At 35.3% G+C, this 20,577-nt stretch carries 13 protein-coding genes and 1 other annotated feature; of the genes, 9 read left to right on the top strand and 4 right to left on the bottom strand.

The genetic code is table 11. The annotated features are described in order from the left end of the window. Positions 1 to 12: 12 nt before the first annotated feature. Positions 13 to 204 (bottom strand): hypothetical protein, encoded by a 192-nt coding sequence (locus ACFYKX_RS22955; RefSeq protein WP_389363962.1) that lies wholly within the window; start codon positions 202 to 204, stop codon positions 13 to 15. Between the two features lie 239 nt (positions 205 to 443). Further along, positions 444 to 682: a binding site (T-box leader), on the top strand. Between the two features lie 104 nt (positions 683 to 786). Between ACFYKX_RS22955 and ACFYKX_RS22960 the strand changes: the two genes are divergently transcribed. The 5 genes from ACFYKX_RS22960 (at position 787) to ACFYKX_RS22980 (ending at position 11,726) form a co-directional block, all read left to right on the top strand. Further along, complete coding sequence (locus ACFYKX_RS22960) at positions 787 to 3,432, top strand: valine--tRNA ligase (protein ID WP_389363963.1); 2,646 nt, start codon at positions 787 to 789, stop codon at positions 3,430 to 3,432. Between the two features lie 69 nt (positions 3,433 to 3,501). Next, positions 3,502 to 4,806: a bifunctional folylpolyglutamate synthase/dihydrofolate synthase gene (locus tag ACFYKX_RS22965; protein ID WP_389363964.1), complete on the top strand. Its 1,305-nt coding sequence runs from the start codon at positions 3,502 to 3,504 to the stop codon at positions 4,804 to 4,806. A 153-nt stretch (positions 4,807 to 4,959) separates the two neighbouring features. Further along, positions 4,960 to 6,675: a sensor domain-containing diguanylate cyclase gene (locus tag ACFYKX_RS22970; protein ID WP_389363965.1), complete on the top strand. Its 1,716-nt coding sequence runs from the start codon at positions 4,960 to 4,962 to the stop codon at positions 6,673 to 6,675. 159 nt (positions 6,676 to 6,834) lie between these two features. Then, positions 6,835 to 7,680, top strand: a complete 846-nt coding sequence (locus ACFYKX_RS22975) for an ankyrin repeat domain-containing protein (protein ID WP_389363966.1) — start codon at positions 6,835 to 6,837, stop codon at positions 7,678 to 7,680. A gap of 5 nt (positions 7,681 to 7,685) precedes the next feature. Continuing rightward, positions 7,686 to 11,726, top strand: a complete 4,041-nt coding sequence (locus ACFYKX_RS22980; protein WP_389363967.1) for a DUF5057 domain-containing protein — start codon at positions 7,686 to 7,688, stop codon at positions 11,724 to 11,726. 32 nt (positions 11,727 to 11,758) lie between these two features. Here the strand turns inward: ACFYKX_RS22980 and ACFYKX_RS22985 are convergent, their stop codons facing one another. From ACFYKX_RS22985 to ACFYKX_RS22995, 3 genes are read right to left on the bottom strand one after another with little or no spacing between them, the layout of a single operon-like run. Then, on the bottom strand, positions 11,759 to 13,321 hold the full coding sequence (locus tag ACFYKX_RS22985; RefSeq protein ID WP_389363968.1) for a hypothetical protein: 1,563 nt from the start codon (positions 13,319 to 13,321) through the stop codon (positions 11,759 to 11,761). A gap of 13 nt (positions 13,322 to 13,334) precedes the next feature. Beyond that, the gene (locus ACFYKX_RS22990; RefSeq protein ID WP_389363969.1) at positions 13,335 to 13,928 is read right to left on the bottom strand and encodes a PilW family protein; all 594 of its coding nucleotides are present in this window, start codon (positions 13,926 to 13,928) and stop codon (positions 13,335 to 13,337) included. After that, complete coding sequence (locus tag ACFYKX_RS22995) at positions 13,921 to 14,418, bottom strand: type IV pilus modification PilV family protein (RefSeq protein ID WP_389363971.1); 498 nt, start codon at positions 14,416 to 14,418, stop codon at positions 13,921 to 13,923. The genes ACFYKX_RS22990 and ACFYKX_RS22995 overlap by 8 nt, the downstream gene beginning before the upstream one ends. A gap of 145 nt (positions 14,419 to 14,563) precedes the next feature. On the opposite strand from ACFYKX_RS22995, the gene ACFYKX_RS23000 reads away from it, so the two are divergent. From ACFYKX_RS23000 to ACFYKX_RS23015, 4 genes are all read left to right on the top strand, one after another. After that, positions 14,564 to 16,708: a hypothetical protein gene (locus ACFYKX_RS23000; RefSeq protein ID WP_389363973.1), complete on the top strand. Its 2,145-nt coding sequence runs from the start codon at positions 14,564 to 14,566 to the stop codon at positions 16,706 to 16,708. 77 nt (positions 16,709 to 16,785) lie between these two features. Continuing rightward, positions 16,786 to 17,535 (top strand): PRC-barrel domain-containing protein, encoded by a 750-nt coding sequence (locus ACFYKX_RS23005; protein ID WP_389363975.1) that lies wholly within the window; start codon positions 16,786 to 16,788, stop codon positions 17,533 to 17,535. Between the two features lie 19 nt (positions 17,536 to 17,554). Continuing rightward, positions 17,555 to 18,880 (top strand): VanW family protein, encoded by a 1,326-nt coding sequence (locus tag ACFYKX_RS23010; protein ID WP_389363977.1) that lies wholly within the window; start codon positions 17,555 to 17,557, stop codon positions 18,878 to 18,880. Positions 18,881 to 18,904: 24 nt separating this feature from the next. After that, the gene (locus tag ACFYKX_RS23015; RefSeq protein WP_389363979.1) at positions 18,905 to 20,566 is read left to right on the top strand and encodes a GspE/PulE family protein; all 1,662 of its coding nucleotides are present in this window, start codon (positions 18,905 to 18,907) and stop codon (positions 20,564 to 20,566) included. The last annotated feature ends 11 nt before the right edge of the window (positions 20,567 to 20,577 follow it).

Raw genomic sequence — 20,577 nt, forward strand, 5'->3', positions numbered from 1 at the left:
AACGATGGGCTCCTAAATGAATTCAAAATGAAAAGCAATTGCAATCAATATAAAAACAGAGAGTAGTAAAACATCAAAGGTGGTAGGGATTAATATAGTACGAATCCCTTGAAACACACAAAAAGGAACTATAAATTGTCTACAAACAGCTCTAAAAGTTCTTAACCACGGTGGTAAAGTATATGGATTAAATCTCCGTTTCATAATCCTCGGTCCTCTCCTCCCCATGATGAATACCTATATACTAATCTATGCCTAGTTCATCTTTTATGTGTTAAAAATTTGGATGAGTAATGGGTTTTTAGAACAAGATAGAAGGTCTTATTATTAGGCTTATGAACGATGCGAGAATTTAGAAGCTAGTATATAATATAAAAAATTAGGTTATCCTTATTGACGTCACTCCCTATTTTTTTGTAGTATATTGAATATATAAATGAATCTTAAAAGCTTTGACAGGGAAGAGTACTTTGTCAGCCTGCTTCAAGAGAGGGGAACCATTAGCTGAGAGGTTACCTAAGCAGACCCATAGGAATGTCACCCTTGAGCTTCTTTCGCCAAAGAAAAGTCTTTTCTAGTAGTGAAAGACGGGAAAACCGTTATCTTATTGAGAGCCAATTCAATGTTTTTTTGAATTGGAAAAAAAGGTGGTACCGCGAAGCAAACTCCATTCGTCCTTTTAAGTGACGATGGAGTTTTTTTATTTGGAAAAGTCCAAAGGTAAAAAAGGAAAGACTTTTTAAAAGCGAGTTATGACATGTTTATTATTTGAACGGAGGAAATAGGATGGAAACAAATGAATTAACAATGCCAACAAAATATGATCCACAAACGATTGAAAAGGGTCGTTATGACTGGTGGCTAAACGGTAAGTATTTTGAAGCAAAAGATGATGAAAGTAAAGAGCCTTACACGATTGTAATTCCACCACCGAACGTAACAGGGAGACTGCACTTAGGTCATGCTTGGGACACTACTTTACAAGATATCCTAACACGCATGAAGCGTATGCAAGGCTATGATGTATTATGGTTACCAGGAATGGACCATGCCGGTATCGCAACACAAGCAAAAGTAGAAGAAAAGCTACGTAACGAAGGTGTTAGCCGTTATGACTTAGGGCGTGAAAAATTCGTTGAGGAAACGTGGAAATGGAAAGAAGAGTATGCCGAGCATATTCGTCAGCAGTGGTCGAAGCTAGGTCTTGGATTAGATTACAGCCGCGAACGTTTCACTCTCGATGAAGGTCTATCTAAAGCAGTTCGTGAGGTATTCGTTTCATTATACAAAAAAGGGCTTATCTATCGTGGTGAGTACATCATCAACTGGGACCCATCTACAAAAACAGCTCTTTCGGATATTGAAGTTATCTATAAAGATGTACAAGGTGCATTTTATCATATGAAATATCCACTAGCTGATGGTTCAGGATACATTGAAGTGGCAACTACTCGTCCTGAAACGATGCTAGGTGATACAGCAGTTGCGGTTCATCCAGAGGATGATCGTTATAAACACTTAATCGGGAAAAATGTAATCTTACCGATCGTTGGTCGTGAAATACCGATTGTTGGTGACGATTATGTAGATATGGAATTCGGTTCTGGAGCAGTTAAAATAACTCCAGCACATGACCCGAACGATTTTGAAATTGGAAATCGCCATAACTTAGAACGTGTTCTAGTAATGAATGAAGACGGATCTATGAATGCTAATGCTGGGAAATACCAAGGGTTAGATCGTTTTGAGTGCCGTAAACAAATTGTTAAAGATCTTCAAGATGCTGGTGTATTGTTTAAAATTGAAGAACATATGCATTCCGTTGGCCACTCTGAGCGTAGTGGAGCAGTAGTAGAACCTTATCTATCCACACAATGGTTTGTAAAAATGCAGCCACTAGCTGACGAAGCAATCGCGTTACAAAGCAAAGAAGAAAAAGTTAACTTTGTACCTGACCGTTTCGAAAAGACATACTTACACTGGATGGAAAATATTCGTGATTGGTGTATTTCTCGTCAGTTATGGTGGGGACATCGTATCCCAGCTTGGTATCATAACGAAACAGGAGAAGTATACGTTGATCATGAACCACCAGCAGATATCGAAAACTGGACACAGGATAACGATGTACTAGATACATGGTTTAGCTCAGCATTATGGCCGTTCTCAACAATGGGTTGGCCGGAGGAAGACGCACCTGATTTCAAACGCTACTATCCAACAGCATGTCTAGTAACTGGTTATGACATCATTTTCTTCTGGGTATCTCGTATGATTTTCCAAGCATTAGAGTTTACAGGAGAACGTCCATTTAATGATGTACTCATTCACGGTCTAGTACGTGATGCTCAAGGTCGTAAAATGAGTAAGTCATTAGGTAACGGTGTAGATCCTATGGATGTAATTGATCAGTTTGGTGCTGATTCGTTACGATACTTTTTATCAACGGGAAGCTCACCAGGTCAAGATTTACGTTTTAGCATGGAAAAGGTTGAATCAACTTGGAACTTTGCGAACAAAATTTGGAATGCTTCACGCTTTGCCTTAATGAACATGAATGGCCTAAAATACGAAGAAATTGATTTAACGGGTGAGAAATCAGTTGCTGATAAATGGATTTTAACTCGTCTAAATGAAACAATTGAAACCGTTACGCGTCTATCTGATCGCTACGAGTTCGGTGAAGTAGGCCGAGTTCTTTATAACTTTATTTGGGATGACTTCTGTGATTGGTATATTGAAATGGCGAAGCTTCCTTTATATGGTGATGATGAGGCTGCTAAAAAGACAACTCGTTCAATCTTAGCTTACGTTTTAGATAACACGATGCGTTTATTACATCCGTTCATGCCATTCATTACAGAGGAAATCTGGCAGAACCTACCTCACCAAGGGGAGTCCATTACGACAGCTAAATGGCCAGAAGTAAACGCTGAACTATCTGATACCCAAGCGGCTACGGAGATGAAGTTATTAGTTGAAATCATTCGTTCTGTACGTAATATCCGTGCGGAAGTAAATACGCCATTAAGCAAAAAAATCAAAATGATTGTAAAAGCCAAAGATGAAGCGGTATTATCTATTTTAGACAAAAACCGTGGCTACCTTGAGCGTTTCTGTAACCCAGAGGAGCTAGTTCTTGGTTCTGAAGTTGAAACTCCTGATTTAGCCATGTCAGCAGTTGTAACTGGTGCAGAAATCATATTACCACTTACAGGACTTATCAATATCGATGAAGAAATCGCACGTCTGAAGAAAGAGTACGATAAATTAGATAAAGAAGTAGAACGGGTTCAGAAGAAGTTGAGTAATGAAGGTTTCGTGAGTAAAGCTCCAGAAAAAGTTATTGAAGAGGAAAAAGCAAAAGAAAAAGATTACTTAGAAAAAAGAGCTGCTGTTGAAGCACGTATTAAGGAATTAAAAGGCGAATAATGAAAGTTGTGGGACGAATCCTAATATAAAGGATTCGTCTTCCTCATGTTGTAATTTGGAGGTGCTACTATGTTTCAAACATATGAAGACGCTTTAGGTTGGATTCATGCTCGATTAAGACTAGGGATGAAGCCAGGTTTAAAGAGAATGGAATGGATGATGGAAAAGCTTAATCATCCTGAAAGAAGAATTAAGACTGTACATATTGGTGGAACGAACGGAAAAGGCTCAACGGTAACTTTTCTTCGTTCTATTTTACAAGAGGGAAAATATAAGGTCGGAACATTTACCTCCCCGTACTTTGAGCAATTTAATGAAAGAATTGCGGTAAATGGACAACCGATAAATGATCAAGAGATTGTTCAATTAACAAATGTGATTAAGCCATTAAGTGATGAATTAGAACAAACTGATCTAGGAGCACCAACTGAGTTTGAAGTCATTACGGCTATGTCTTTTTACTATTTTGCATATGTGAATCCAGTTGATGTTGTTTTATATGAAGTAGGACTTGGTGGACGACTAGATTCCACAAATATCATCCATCCTTTGCTATCAATCATCACGAGTATTGGATTAGATCATACGAATATTTTGGGAGAGTCTTACGAAGAGATTGCTTACGAAAAAGCAGGAATTATCAAAAATGGTGTAAGTATTATTACAGCAGTTAAGCAACCTGGAGCGTTAAAGGTAATCCGTCAAAAAGCCAAAGAGAGAAAAGCTACTTGCTATTTACTTGGGGAGCAGTTCTCTGTTCTTAACCATGAATCCGTTTCTGCAGGTGAAAAGTTTTCTTTACATTCTATCTTTCAGTCTTACGAAGAATTAGAACTATCCATGATGGGTGAGCATCAAGTCGAAAATGCATCTCTAGCAGTTATGGCAACACAACTATTAAACAAGTACTACTCATTTATGCTTGAGGAAGAGCATGTAAAGAATGGGTTGAAAAAAGCTTATTGGCCAGGCCGGTTTGAAATCATGTCTAACTCACCACTAGTCATCATTGATGGAGCGCATAATGAAGAAGGAATTACGACGCTCATACATGAGTTAGAAAAAAGGTATTCTGATAAAAAAATAAACATCATCTTCACAGCTCTTAGTGATAAAAAACTGGACAAAATCATCATGAAATTAGATAAAATAGCAGATAAAATAACCTTTGTGGATTTTGATTTTCCAAGAGCTGCTCGTAGTGAAGAATTATTTGCTTTAAGTCAGAACAGAAATAAACACCTTAGTGAAGATTGGAAAAAGGCAATCTCTCATGAAATAAATGAATTAAATGCTAATGAAATGCTTGTTATTACAGGCTCGCTTTACTTTTTGTCCGAAATTAAGCCATTTTTGGTAGAATCTTTTTCTTAAATAGAGAGCCCTCCTTTTCTAGGGGGAATTACCTATAAATTTTTTTAATATTTTAACTTAAAAATGTGACAAAAATTTGAATATTTGATAAACTGTTACTTAGACATGACTATTTTCCTAGAATAACAAATTCAAATTAAGGGGGGAACAAAGGTGAAGCCACATAAAAGAAAAGCCATCTGGCTTATATGGGCATTAGTAGTGCCAATAGGAATTGTGTTAACTTATCAAATGTTCCCTCCGTTAGTATCTGGTTTTGATATAGAATTGATCGCTTTTTTATTACTGATGTGTTTTGTAGCAGCCATGCCAATGATTATTAATAATACCCCGATCTTCTTTATGCAATGGGTGTCGTTAGCAGTCTTTTTATACTTTGGCTTGTTTTATGAAATGATTTTTATGCAAATTGCAATCGCTGTTCTATTAATTAGAATTCGAATCCCACGAGAACATCTATTTCGCTTTCCTTTAAACTCATTCATGTTTTTCATGATATCGATTTTGAGTGGATTGGCCTATTACGCACTTGGTGGAACTCACAGAGTCAACTTAATTGAAGATTCCAAGTCTTTAATTTTATCCATTGCATATTTCATTATTTGGTTTATCTTAAACCAAGTTATTTTAACGGTTATTTTTTACTATTTGCATGAAAGAAAAAGAGAGATTTTTGGGAAGGATTTTGTTTGGGAAACAGTAACTACGATTCTAACCCTACCTGTTGGGATTGTCTTATATGTCCTTTATATGGAAATTGGGGCAATATCCCTTTTATTTATCGGGGTTCCGTTTGCGAGTCTTTCTATTATTCTAAATCTTTATCATTCTAGCGAAAAAGTTAATACATATCTTCAAAACGCTACAGAAATAGGACATGAACTGGCCCAAAGACTTCAAGTAAATGAAGTAATGGATTTATTTATCCAAAAGGTAAGTGATATGTTACCAGTTGATTATGCCTATATTTTAGATGTAGTGGACGATAAAGAACTACAATTAATTCGCCGTGTGGAAAAAGGCGAGGAAAGATCTAATGATGTAAGACCACTAAAAAAGAACGAAGGTATCAGTGGAATTGTTTGGGGGACAGGAAAGCCTGCTCTGTTTTCCTCTAAGAAACAGTGGAAGGATATCTCTAGAGGATACATGCCTGAGTCTGTAGAAAGTGTACTTTGTGTTCCTATTGTTAGATCGAATAAAGTTATTGGGGTATTACTCCTTGCTTCCTCTCAAAAGCGAGCGTATGAGAAGTCACAGCTAATGATCTTAGATATATTATCATCCTATTTTGCAGTAGCCGTTGATAATGCGAAACATTACGCACAAACGAAAGAACATAGTGAGCGCTGTGCCTTAACCAAGCTTCATAACTACCGTTACTTTGAAAACTTACTAACAGAGGAGTTCCAAAAAATAAACAACGGTAATCGCAAGCTTTTATCACTAATCCTGCTTGATATTGACCATTTTAAAACAGTAAATGATACGTATGGACATCAAAGCGGAAACGAAATCCTTTTTGAACTAGCTGGTAGGTTAAGTAACCTAATTGGCTCTCAAGGAACAGTCGCAAGATATGGTGGAGAAGAGTTCGTTATTTTATTGCCTGATATTGAAAAGAAAGATGCCTTAAAAACAGCTGAACTCGTTCGCCAAACCATAAGCAACCGTCCGTTCACGCTTAAACAACATATTGAAAATGAAGAACAGACCATCGATGTGAAAATTACGGCATCTATTGGGGTCGCAACTGCTTTAGAGGACGCTGACGATCCATTAGCTTTAATAAGACACGCAGACCGAGCGCTTTACGTTGGTGCGAAACGTGCTGGACGCAACCGTGTTGCGGAGTATGTGAAACAATAATCTAATCTAAATTGAATTCCCTTTTATAGGGAATTCTTTTTGTTTACAAATTAGTCAGAAATATCCCTTTAGTTCAAATTGGCTAATTGATATAATAAAATATAGGTATATTTTATTATTTCCAGTTTTTGATAACTTTCCCATTAAAGGGGTGTTCAGGTGCGCAAGCTTAGAATTTGTATATATTTTAGTTTATTAATCTTGTTAACAGGGTGTTTTAATAGTAAAGCTAGTACTGAAGAACTTGAGGACATCTATCGGGCAATTGAAACGGGGGACTCTTCTAAAGTTCTTGAACTTGTTGACGATAAGAATATTAATCAAGAGTTAGAAGGCCGCGAGCCAATTACTTTGTATGCAGCTAGCTTAGGTCATGAAGAACTTACGCTTTCTTTATTAGAGAGTAAGCCTGATTTTGAAAAGAAAAATCATATTGGTAATTCACTACTACACATAGCTGCAGAAAATAATATGGTTAAACTAGTTGAAAAAATACTGGCAGAAAAAGTTATTGATATAAATGCGGAGAATGAGTTTTCGTTAACTCCTCTTTTCCTAGCGTTAATTCAAAATAACAACGAAGTGATTAAAGTGTTAATTGAATATGGTGCTGATCCTAATATAAGCAATAATGACGGTTACACCACTCTACACGAAGCTGTGTCAAAAGGGGATGATGAAGTTATTAATTTGCTTATAGATAACGGTGCAGATGTTAATGCAGTCACAACAAATGATCTAACGACTTTAATGACAGCAGCGCAATCAGGCAATAATTCAGTTGTGGAAATACTGCTCACACAAGGTGCAGATATTAACAAACAAGATATAGATGGGTATAGTGCCCTCGCATTCGCTACCCTATATAATCAGACCGAAACTGTTAAACTTTTATTATCACATAATCCTATGACAGACATTAAGGTTTCCGGAGGACATAGTTTAATTGATTTGGCTAAAATGAACCATAATGAAGAATTAGTAAAACTATTTGGAGGAGGTTGAAAATATTGAAGATATTTACACGAATCACAATTATCGTATTATTACTTATTTCAGCTATTTTCCAAGGTAGTTTTTCCGTTCAAAAAGTTAAAGCAGATACTCCAAAGTTCCATGTGCTTGAAATTGTTGATAATGGTGGGAGCAAATTAGTAAATGTGTTAGATAAAAATTTCTACGAAATCACAACAGTTAGAATGAAAGAATTTGTTGCAGAGCGTAAGGATATTGATGGACTCTATGACGCTATTTATATTGGTGAAGGGAATTATAACCCAGGACTTCCAGTGCTAGATCCTAATCCCTACTCCAGTAATAGTAATCTACTTGTTAATACTAATCGAGGAGCTTCGCATAATACAACTAACGTAATGAATGACATTACCAAGTTAAAAGCTGATGAAATTATGCGCTATTACGTTAACAAAGGGTTGCCCCTTATACTTCATAACAGCGTTGGAAATCAAACAAGAGAAAACAATAAACGGGATGATAGAAAATCCATTTTAAAAGACACTTTTTTTGCTAGTAATATTCAGTCACTTACAAACGTCTTTGTAATTCAGGACGTAAGGAATTTCCCAAAAAATGCAGTTGAACTGACGAATAAACCGAAACTCTCTACAGTAGATGTTAGTTCAACAAGTCAAGTTCCAACAGCTAATACGGTAATGAAATTTAAGTTTAAGGTACTAAAAGGGAATCCAAGTCAGCTTACTGCGAATTTATACATTGACTTGAACTATAATAACCGATATTCCCAAGAGGAAATTTTAGTTTCTAAAAGAGTTACTAGTCTTTCAAAACAAGAGGATGAATATGAATTGACGTACCGTTTACCAAAAGGGTATTCTGGTCCACGATTCTGGAAGTTTGAAATTGTTGATCAATCCAATTTGAAAGATATTAAAACAGGTTCCTTTGGTTTTAAAGGTGAAAAAGTAAAAATAAACATCCTACAAGTAACGCCTGATAATGGCACAGGAAATTTAGTTAATGTTCTTAGCTCGATTCCTGAAAAAACAAATAATATTATTCAGACCGATGAATTTAAAATGGAAATTGATACAGTAACCATGTCCAACTTTACAAAACCCCGTTTAAACCGGATGAGTTATGACAGAATTAATGATGGTTATTACAACATGATTGTGTTTGGGTTTAAAGATCAATATGGTGACCAAAGTATTTCTCAGCAGGCAGCAAGTGCTCTTAGAGAATATGTTGAGACTGGTCAAGGTTTATTTTTAACTCATGATACATTTAGAAGGGATAGAGGGTACTCGAACAAAAATGATGGACTTTATCCGACTAATAATTGGTTGAAATATCTGTTCGACTTGTCAGGTCAAAATTATGAAATAAGACCCGCAAAATCCAATACTAGTCTAGATTCAAAACTTAGTGACCCAGGAAAATATTTCTTAGAACAAAACTTTGGGCGCAATGGAGTCGCGACAACAACCAACACGAAACAAGTGAATAAAGGACTTTTAACAGAGTATCCATATGAATTAAGTGAACAGGTTGCTGTAGCTAATACCCACTCTCAGTACTTCGCGATTAATCTTGAAGATCCTGATGTGACTCCTTGGTATAACTTGAATTCCACTCATCGTGATAATGATGATAGTTGGAACCATTATTATATATACTCTTATAAGAATATTACTTATTCTGGAGCAGGTCATACTACCAACGACTTTAAACAAAATGAACAAAAGCTCTTTGTTAACACGTTATACCGTTCTTTCTTAAGCGCAAATCATCAGCCTGAAATTACAGTCTTGGGACCAGATGAAAACGAAAAGGTGCCTTCCTATCAAGATGTTAATATTACTTACAAGATTGAAGATTTAGATTTAGTTGATAGATACTTAAAAACAAAGCTATACATCGATGATGAGCTTGTACTTGAAAGAAACGGATTAACTAATGGATCAATTGTTTCTCATATGTATCAACATGGACTTAACCATGGAGGAACTATCGAAGTAAAAATCGAGGCAACTGACCAAAAAGGTGCAAAAAGGGTAGAGACTTTTGAAATTGAAGTAGAAGAGGTTGAAGCGGATTTTCAATTGTCACGTAGTATATCTAGTACCTTACTTAAAGTAGATCAACCTTACAAAATCCAATATACTGTTAAACCTAAAGAGATATCTCTTGGCGAGCAAGCTATAAGTACATCTATGTTGAGGCCGATTGCACTTTTTGCAAACCATATTACTGAATCACAAATTGGAAAAGAAATTGTCCTTTTAGATTCAACAGACCTAGTTAATGCAGAACCGATTACTTTTGGTGGTGACCAAAGTGCAAATGTTCTCGAAAATCGTATTGAGAATGGTGTTAGAGAAGATGTGCCAAACGATACGATGACAATTAGTGAACTGAATAAATATGGTTTTGAAAAAGTGAATGGTAAAAATTTGGGTCCAGTTATAGATGGTTTAGAGAAAATTAGTCCGAATGAAACATTCTATTTGCCTGTAATTGATAGCAATAACTATAACACTAATAAAATAGTGAATATTGCCGCCTTTACGAATAGACAATATAACAATCGTCAAGGGAATAACGCTGATGTTAAGGCTACCTTCTTAGGTTTTGTTGGTGGTTCTAGTAATGTTAGTCGTGAAGTTCAATTAAATTTCACAGAAGAATTCCCTTCAGGAATCTCCATAGGAAATATAACTGGACTTCTGAATGAAAATCAACGAGTTGTTAATGGGAATACAATTGTGGAAGCTACTCTTCCAAAAATTAATTATACTCGAGGAACAAATGGGCAATACACAGCAGCACCTATCTCTTTTGAGATAGAAATCACTCCTAAAGAACCTAAGATGTTCGAGTTAGCAAATTCATTTGTGTATGACCAAAATGATGAAAATGAACAATTTGATTTTGCGCCACTACAATTCGAAGCAAAGCATGGTTTAAGTAATGTAGCTGCTCCAGAGAAAATTACACTCTACGTTGGAGGAGACAGTCTAAGGGTACCACTAGTCTTTGAACCAGAGAATGCGGAAGCAGAAGGAATGGTCAAACATATAGAATGGTCCCTAGTAAATACTGATATAGCTACAATAGACACAGAATTGGGAATATTAACTGGTACAACAGAAGGAACAACTACCCTAAAAGTAAAGGTGGAAGATATTTTTGGTACGTTGTTACCAGCTGAAAATGAATGGCTAGAGATTGAAGTTGAGGTTATAAACCCGCTTAATTCTATTAGTGCTCCTGAAGAGATTGAACTATTTGTAGGTGAAACGATTGATTACAATGTTGAAGTTCAACCCTCGAGTGCTAGAGATAACTTAAGATGGGAAATAGGGGATCACTCCATTATTAATGTTGATAAACAGAATGGAAAAATAACAGCAAAGAAAGCTGGAGAAACAACGATTACTCTTACTGGAACTTCCTCTAACGGAGAAACTATTACAAAAATCACTAGAGTTAGGGTTAAACAGAAGGTGGAAGGAATTATTATAAATCCACAAACCATTACGTTAAATGTTGACGAAACATATAATCTTAATGATGTAGATGTGAACATCCTTCCTAATGATGCGACTAATAAAGCATATGAGTGGGAAAAGAATTCAAATAGTATTATTGAATTTATTCAAACTAACGGTCCGATCTTTAAAGCAACAAATCCTGGTAACACAACTATTAAAGTTAAATCAGAAGATCGTAATGCGGAGGCGGAACTTAATGTAGTGGTTCTTTCTCCACTAGTAGGAATTGAATTTAGACCTAATACTCTACAGGTCAGAAAAGGTGATTCTGTTGATCTTAGCGGCTATTTAAAAAGATTACCTGAAAATACAACTACAACAGGTGGAGATATTAAATATAGGATAGGTAATAGCAGCCTTGCTAGAGTAAAAGATGACGGTCAATTTTTTGCTAAGAGATTAGGAACTGTAACAGTAACAGCTGAATTAAAGGTAGGAAACCAAACATTCGAAGCAGAAATGACAATTAAAATTGTTGATCAAAATGATGAAGCGGATAATGGAGATCTATACTAATAGAAAAGGGTGTTTCCTCAGTGGAAACACCCTTATTCTTTGTCTATAGGATCTGTCAAGAATTGAAGTCTGTTAACTCTTGGTAATCCTTGAGATTGATTAATAAACAAAGTTTTGTTATTTGATATAACTAACCTTGAATCATCCATGTCATTAGATGATGTGAAATTCAAATCATCAGTTCCAAATTGAGTCGTTCCTCTAAAACTATTAACCTCTAAATCACCTTTCGCGAATAATCCACCTGTAATGGCAATATAGGAACCAACAGCATATAATTGGGCATCGCTCGCTGTATAAAAATATGCGTTTAGTCTATAATTCGATGCGTCAGGGTTACTAAATTTATTAATTTTAGCAATGGTTAATGTTTTTTCATTCATTAAAATGAGCTCACCAGTGTTCCCGTTACTTGTATAACCGCTAATATTCGCATCAATGACATCCGCATTTCCTAATACATAAACTGTTGAATCAAATGCCACATCACCTTTAATTGAAAGATTTCCTGTGATTAAAAGATTTGCTTGAATGTTAAATTTTTTCGTACCAATGTTCTCAATATGGGCATCACCATCGATAATGAGCCAATTCCCTTTTTCAATGTTCAAAAGGGGCTCATCATTACTAGTTGTTTGATTGGGTTCTACGTATATATCTTTTTTAATATAGTAGCTTTTACTTGGACTGATTGCTTCTGATAATTCGTTTATCTCATCTACCTTATTTGAGAGTGAATGAAAATTAATCCGATTATTATTATCGTCATAGGTCGCCCTTACATCTAACTCTATTAACTTATCCACCATTGTTCGTGGGATATTAACTTCTATATATTTTTCACTAGGTATGAAATATGTAGGAGTGTTTTCTTCTGTTTCAAAGCCGTTTGATAATTCTTCAATCTCAATAGAACGCCAAGCACTAGAATATACCGCTGGTCCACTATAACAAGAATTAGGAGCCTTACAATATTGAATTGGTCCATAAAGCTCAATGGTACTAGAAACATCAGTTACTGATAAATTTGTTTTGACTGTCTTATGCACATTATTAAAGATATACCTTGCTTCATCACTTAAATATAAAGCTTCATTTGCATAAATACTTCCATTCTTAATATTTACCGAACCATTCATCGTTAGACTTTTTCTAGAGCCGAGTGCATACCTTAGGAAACTTGGCATAGCTGTAACATATACTCTTTGAGTATATTTCTTTCCCGATGAAGAATCATAAATAGCTGATACATTAAATACTCGTGTATAGTCCACATCCATTTCAATGTTATAAGTGGCACTAATATCCTCTATTTCGTAATCAGCATCCTTATTGAGGATCTGGTTAATAACGAGATTGTATTCTGTTATATCCATGGATGAAGTGTAAGTTGAGTTAATGGTAGACTTTATATATGCAACACCCTCGTTTACAAGTTTTATCGCATCTAAGTTATCAACTACTTCGTCTTCTCTAATAGCGGTTCTCTTTGCACCACCGATACTCGCGGATAGGATTGATAATCCAAGAATAGTGAAGATTAACATCATTAGCATAACCACTAAAAGTGATGAGCCTCGTTCATTTTTAATCATGTAAACACCTCACCTAAAACCCGAATGTACTATTTAATACAATAGGGTCTGTTTTAAGGAAAGAACTTAATCTTGCGTTTGAATCTTCTAATACGAGGTTTAAAGAAATGATTCCATGCGAACAATTTCCGTTTTGATCTTCTTTACTACATTGTTTAATGCCTACGGAAGGCTCCTCACTAGAAAGAGTGGTTAGTTTAGAAGATGGTGTTGAAATTTCTGTGATTTCATTAGATAATTCATCTTCAATGAAAAAGGTATTATTTTTATAATAAATAAGAATTTTTGCTTCAATTACATTTGACTCTTCTACTATATATCTATTAACTTTTTTTGACTCATACCTTACTAAGCGAAGTCCCTCTGCTCCATTTTCATTAAACTCTTCAATGTAATTGGGTGTATTCTCATAAAGCTGGTTCAATATCATGGTTGCAACATAATCAGCATCGTCACGTAGTTGCCCTTCAATTCCGATTTTTTGATAAAGTTTTAGCCCAGTTACAAATACACTATAAATCATCGTTGAAACAATTGCGGTAATAGCAAGCGTAACAAGAAGTTCAATTAGAGTAATACCTTTGTTATTCTTCAATATTTTATTCATTCTTTATAAAACCCCTTACGGTTGCTTCCTGATTATCCCAAGTAACTACTATTTCTACTGGTATTAAATAATTTTGCAAAGAAGGGTCTTCATGTTTTTGTAAAAATATTTTTGTATTAAAGTTCCTATTATTTATTGTACTAGATAGGTATCCCCTACACACACTTTCATCAAATATAGGCTCAGGAGTGGGCTCCGCAGTAACATCACTGCAACTGTCAATGGTTAATTCAGCTATATCTGACGTTGTCAAAAGATCTTTGACATATTGATCATAGAATGGCTGGAACTCCTGTTGTTCCATATAATATAAAACGTTTCTAGCGACGTTAATCCCGACCGTTTTATCTTCATTTTTTTTTGTATATGAGTAGGCTTGATTAAAAAAGGATAAAAAAGTAATGGTTATTATACTTAGTAGAGTGATTGATACAAGAACTTCAATCAATGTTAATCCTTTTTCATTTTTCAAAAATTTACTGCTAATCATCTATTCGCCTTCTTTCAAAATACATAATATTATTATACAATATTTAAGAGTCGATAAATGTCTATAAAAGACGAAAAAAATCTAGTCACATATTGTTAATAATTGCACCAGAGATAACTAAATTAAATTTAATGGGGGTGAAATCATGCAGGAACTTATCATATCCATGGCATCGTTACTCATTTTAGTACCTATTTTTTATTTTTTACCCATGGGCATCTCCAAAAAAGGAAAGGTAATCCTTATTTTAATAGCTTTCTTATTCGCTAACTTAGGATTACTAGCTAAAAGCACAATCCCTTTGTGGCAAACAGGACTCTTACTTTTACTATTAATTATCTTAGCGTCATACATCATGGATAAGAGATTGGGTAAGCTACTATATTCAAATATTGAGGCAGAGCATAAGGATTCACTTGGTAATACTAATGAAGAGAGTTTAGATCAGGGTGTCGGTGATAAAAGCATATCCAATAATTTTGCAGGAACTACTATTTCAGAAAACGAGAATGAGGATTCGTCACTATATCAATATCAAGATGATAAAATTGGCAATAAAGAGGAAATTATGCAAGAGCCTATAGAAGAACTTGAAATGGAAGAGATATCACTACATAGTGAGGATAGAAAAGATGTTCAAATTCAAGAAGAAAAAGATAGTGACTTAGCGGATTTACAAGAAATAGACGAAGACATATCTTTCCTTCTTGAGAGAGAAGATGGTCAAGTTCTATTTGAGGATGAAGAAATCCCAACTGAATCACATAGCACATCTAATGAAGACAATCAAATTGGCTATATGTCGGAAATTGAAAAGCTAATAGAGGAAGATAACGACTTTGAGTATTTCCAAAATGAAGACGTTACTACTTCATTAGAAAGAAACTCGAATGAGTTTGATACATTAAAAGAGTTTGAAGAGGATCAATCCTTGGAAACTGAAGATGATGCAATAGAAGAACTGGTTTTAGAAGACCTTTCGGAAAGCCCAGAAGAAAATATCTTAGATCATGACGATGTTGAATTAGAAGAAATTGAGCTTCCAGGAGAAATAAGTTCTGAGGAAATTGAAAACGAACAAGAAATGCTTTTAGATGATTTAGAGGAAGTTGAATTAACGCAGCTATCAGCTATTAATGAGACTATTGAAGAGAGCAGTGTCCTATTAGAAAACGAAGATCTAAGTCTACAAACTGACGAACTTGAGGAAATCAATCTTGATGAGCTTCTATTAGAACAAGTTCAACAACCTGATGAACTCGAGAAGACTTTAGAAAACGTAGAACAAGTCGAAGAGGATTCTGATTCATCTGTTGAAAAATTAGAAGTATTTGAAGATACTGTAGAAGACCAAGAAACTTGTAAAAACACCGAAGAAGATACTGAAGAGGATTTAATAGAAGGAGAAGTTAGCTCCGATTATCTTAAAGAGACGCTAGACGAAGTAGCAGCAAGCTACGAATCAGAAGAAGACGAATTAACAGAAGAAGACGAGTTAACAGAAGAAGACGAATTAACAGAAGAAGACGAATTAACAGAAGAAGACGAGTTAACAGAAGAAGACGAATTAACAGAAGAAGAAGAATTAACAGAAGAAGAAGAATTAACAGAAGAAGAAGAAGTAAAAGAAGAAGACGAGTTAACAGTGGAAGACGAATTAACAGAAGAAGACGAGTTAACAGTGGAAGACGAATTACCAGTAGAAAATGAATTACCAGTAGAAAATGAATTACCAGTAGAAGATGAATCATTAAAAGATATATCATCAGACTTTTTCAATAAGGAACAGGAAAACTCTCTATCTAATGTTTCAGAAGATGTCATTAATCATTCTAATCAGGAGATAGTTGATTATACCCCTGAAGAAAGCAATGCGGATAATTCTTCTATTGAATCTGAACTTAACAAACAGCAAGGAGAAATCGAAAATATTGGTATAACAGAAAAGGTAGTAGATGACTCTGTTGAGGAAAGTATTAAAATTGACCAACAGAAAACAGAGCTTCAACAACAGCTTTTCCATACCATGATTTCACAATTGCATCTTGCGAGAAAGCAAATGAGTTCGACTGACTATGAGACGTTAATTCATGAACACTTACATCCAGCGTTGCCAGCACAGGATTACTATACGTTTGCTAGTCTGTTAATGGAGCATTACATTCGAACTAAGCAGGTAGACAAGCTTGAGACCTTATTAGTGGATTTAAGAGAAAAATTCGTAAAATATCCAATCTTGGAAATGGAAATTGAATTTTTGTATCAACAATATTGTGAAAAAACACTATAAAATTCCTAGAACATGATAAAATGTGTAACATAGAAAATAGATTCGTGAATTAATAGATTAGGTGTGGTGACATTATAATGAAGAAAAGTACTCAAATTAGTGGTTTACCTATCATTAGCATTCTTGATGGTAACCAAGTAGGTAAAGTTAAATCTTTAGTTATAAATCCTGACAAAGGTTCTGTTGATTTCTTAACAATCGAGCATGAAGATTTTCAAGTTAGTGTAAAAGCAATTCCTTTTAAGAAAGTTGTTGGAATTGGTGAGTATGCTGTAACGGTTGATAGTGAAAGTGCTGTCATTGATTTAAACGAAATCCCAATTGCTAATCAACTTGTAAATAAAAAAATTAAAATTACGAATACAAAAGTAATGACAAGAAAAGGCGAACTAATTGGAGAGATTGTTGAGTATTTTGTAGATCAAGATACTGGACATATTCTAGGTATGGAGCTAAAAGTAGCTGATAAAGAAGTTGCGTTATCTTCAGAGTCAGTTGTTACGTTTGGTAAAGATATTGTCATTGTGAAAGAAGATGCTGCTTCGTATTTCTTAAACTCTGTTGAGGAGTTAGAGGGGAAAGTAGAAGACGAAGAAACCATTCCGGTGATCCAAGAAGGCCAATCTTTAGAAGATGAAGAAGTTAAAGCTCTAAAGTATAAGCAAATCCAGTTGCTAAATGGAAAGAAAGCTACTAAGAATATTTTAGATAAAAACGGAAATGTTCTAATCTTTGAAGGTACGGTTTTAACAACTGATTTAATTGAAAAAGCTCAAGAAGAAGGGCCAAGTATCGTTGTAGAATTATCTATGAATGTTGAAGCATAAGTAAAGGAGGCCGATAAATGTGAGGAATCAGCAAGCTTTAAAGCTGTTTCTTGTTCTCATCATTAGTACTACTTATATTTACAGTTTCTCACATTTTGGTGCCTTTGCTTATGATGAAATGATTCACAGTGATAATAAGTATGCAGAGGGCACGATGATTGGCCAGCTAAATGTTACGGATAAAACAGTACAAGAGGCTGGCCAATTGCTCGATGAACAAATATCAAAATGGTTAGAGGAAACACAAATTGACATTAAATACAAAGAAGTAACGCACCCATTAGATTTAAGTCTAATTCATTTTGATGTTAGTAACACTCTTGCTCAGCTGAAGCAGGGTCAACAAAATTCAGTTATAGTAAATCTCGAATCGCTGGAAGATGTTCTATACAATCTTTCCCCCTCTATTAATCTATCAAATATAGATATTGATAGATTAAAAGAGCAAGTACTTCTAAGTGCAAAGATGCTACAGGTTGGAGATTCTCAATTTAGAGTTGAAAATTACATGATTGATCAATCTCAAATAGAAACAGTGAACATTGCAGAAGCGGTATTGGAACTCGAAGAGGTACCTAGTGACTTGTCACAACTTGCAAACACATCAATCGAAGTTTTACCACAAACACAGTTTTCTTTGCTTTCATACATAAATGAATTGGGGCTTGATGATATCTCTACTACCTCTTTAGGTGTGGTAGCCACTGGGATATATGAGGTCATTTTACCGACAAACTTTTCTATTATCGAAAGACATATAAGTAATGAACTTCCTTCATATGCTAATTTGGGCTATGAAGCAAAAGTGAATCAATCAAAAGATCTTGACTTGATTTTTTCTAACCCAAATGAATTTAGTTATACCATTAACATGAAGTTAGAGGATGACACATTCTCCGTTACATTGTCTGGTCCAGAGCTTCTTAACAAATACTCAGTTATCGAAGAAGATGAAGAGAGTTTTAGTCCAAAGACGGTTGTACAATATTCACCTTTACTAAGCTCAACTGAAATAAAGGTGGAGAAAGAAGGAGTTCAGGGCTTACTTATTAAACTCTATAGAGAATCCTATGATGTAAATGGTGAACTTCTGAAAAAGGATCTCATTTCTGAAGACTTTTACCCACCCATTCACCGAATTGAAATTCATGCATTGAGTGGCAATCAAACTACGAATCCAAATAGTAGTGGAAATGATGGGATAGATAATGAAGGTAATGATGATTCATCTGAAAACGAAAATGGTAATAGTAATCCTGACGTAGGAGATGAAGAGTCCGATACTGAAGGTGAAGTTAATGAAGATGACCTTTGGGGAAAACCGAATGAAGAATCAAAAAAATAGTTCCTTAAAAGCGGGGATGACAATATGAAAGAAACCCGAAAACGCCTTGGGGATTTACTTGTTGAAGCTGGTCTACTTACAGAAGATCAGCTTCAATCTACATTAAAGGAAAAAAGTGCCGGACAAAAGCTTGGAGATGCTTTATTACAAAGAGGATTTATTACTGAACAACAGCTAATAGAGGTTCTTGAGTTTCAGCTTGGCATCCCTCACGTTAGTTTATATCGATATCCTTTTGATACAAAGCTCTTTCATTTAATCCCTAAAGAAACGGCTAAAAGAAATCAACTTATTCCGCTTAAGAAAGACGGAGATAAATTATTTGTTGCCATGGCCGACCCTATGGACTTTTTTGCCATTGATGATTTAAGGCTTTCAACTGGATTTCAGATCGAACCAGCTATTGCAACAAAAGATGATATTTTAAGATCAATTAATAAATATTACGACATTGACGAAGGCTTTGAAGATTTGATGGGGGATGCCCCAGAAGTCGGTAATGTTCAAGAAGAGAAGATTACTGATCAGGACTCCCCAATTGTACGACTAGTAAATCAAATCCTTTCAAATGCAGTAACTATGAAAGCTAGTGATATACATATTGACCCACAGGAAACTAAGGTAGTAATCCGATACCGTATAGATGGGGTACTTAGAGTTGAGCGTGTCCTACCAAAGCATATGCAAAGTGTATTGATTGCTAGAATTAAGATTATGTCGAACTTAGATATAACGGAACATCGGGTTCCACAGGATGGAAGGATAAAAATAAATCTAGACTTTCATCCAATTGACTTACGTGTGTCAAGCTTACCGACCGTTTATGGCGAAAAAATTGTAATGAGGATCTTGGATCTTGGCAGTGCGCTAAATGATATCAATAAGCTTGGTTTTAACAAACTTAACTTAAAAAGATTTAATGACATGATTGAGAAGCCAACAGGTATCGTTTTGATTACAGGGCCAACGGGTTCTGGGAAATCCTCTACTCTGTATGCTGCTTTAAACAAGTTAAATAGTGAAGAAGTAAACATTATTACAATTGAAGATCCGGTAGAGTATCAGATCGAAGGAATTAATCAAATTCAGGTAAATGCTAATGTCGGAATGACCTTTGCAAAAGGATTACGGTCTATTCTTCGACAAGACCCTAATATTATCATGGTCGGAGAAATACGTGATAAAGAAACCGTTGAAGTGGCCATCAGAGCTTCTTTAACAGGTCACCTCGTTCTAAGTACGATTCATACAAACGATTCTTTAGGGACGGTAACAAGGTTACTAGATATGGGGGTTGAACCTTTCCTAGTAGCTTCCTCACTAAGCGGAATTGTTGCACAACGATTAGTGAGAAGAGTGTGCAGGGACTGTGCTCACGAGCAAGCACCTACAAAGAGAGAGATCGATATCTTTGCTAGAAGAGGGATGAAGGTGGATAAGATTATTCGTGGACGTGGTTGTTCCTCTTGTAGTATGACTGGATATAAAGGACGTTTAGCCATTCATGAAGTCCTCGTTATTAATGATGATATGAGAAAAGTCATTTTGAATGGTGAATCATTTACGAAGCTTCGTGAGCTTGCGATTAGGAATAAAACTGTTTTTCTAATAGATGATGGGTTATTAAAAATCAAACAAGGTTTAACGACCACAGAAGAAGTATTAAGAGTTGCAATACCTGAATAGGGGTGCGATAA

The sequence above is a fragment of the Cytobacillus spartinae genome, assembly GCF_042865285.1.
GTDB classification, from domain to species: Bacteria; Bacillota; Bacilli; order Bacillales; family Cytobacillaceae; genus Robertmurraya_A; species Robertmurraya_A spartinae.

What these genes read in the sequence shown, in the direction of transcription:
- ACFYKX_RS22995 (WP_389363971.1), bottom strand. Translation starts at nt 14,418, where the DNA reads ATGATTAGCAGTAAATTTTTGAAAAATGAAAAAGGATTAACATTGATT.
- ACFYKX_RS23015 (WP_389363979.1), top strand. Translation starts at nt 18,905, where the DNA reads ATGAAAGAAACCCGAAAACGCCTTGGGGATTTACTTGTTGAAGCTGGT.
- ACFYKX_RS22985 (WP_389363968.1), bottom strand. Translation starts at nt 13,321, where the DNA reads ATGATTAAAAATGAACGAGGCTCATCACTTTTAGTGGTTATGCTAATG.
- ACFYKX_RS22990 (WP_389363969.1), bottom strand. Translation starts at nt 13,928, where the DNA reads ATGAATAAAATATTGAAGAATAACAAAGGTATTACTCTAATTGAACTT.
- ACFYKX_RS22955 (WP_389363962.1), bottom strand. Translation starts at nt 204, where the DNA reads ATGAAACGGAGATTTAATCCATATACTTTACCACCGTGGTTAAGAACT.
- ACFYKX_RS22965 (WP_389363964.1), top strand. Translation starts at nt 3,502, where the DNA reads ATGTTTCAAACATATGAAGACGCTTTAGGTTGGATTCATGCTCGATTA.
- ACFYKX_RS23000 (WP_389363973.1), top strand. Translation starts at nt 14,564, where the DNA reads ATGCAGGAACTTATCATATCCATGGCATCGTTACTCATTTTAGTACCT.
- ACFYKX_RS22960 (WP_389363963.1), top strand. Translation starts at nt 787, where the DNA reads ATGGAAACAAATGAATTAACAATGCCAACAAAATATGATCCACAAACG.
- ACFYKX_RS23005 (WP_389363975.1), top strand. Translation starts at nt 16,786, where the DNA reads ATGAAGAAAAGTACTCAAATTAGTGGTTTACCTATCATTAGCATTCTT.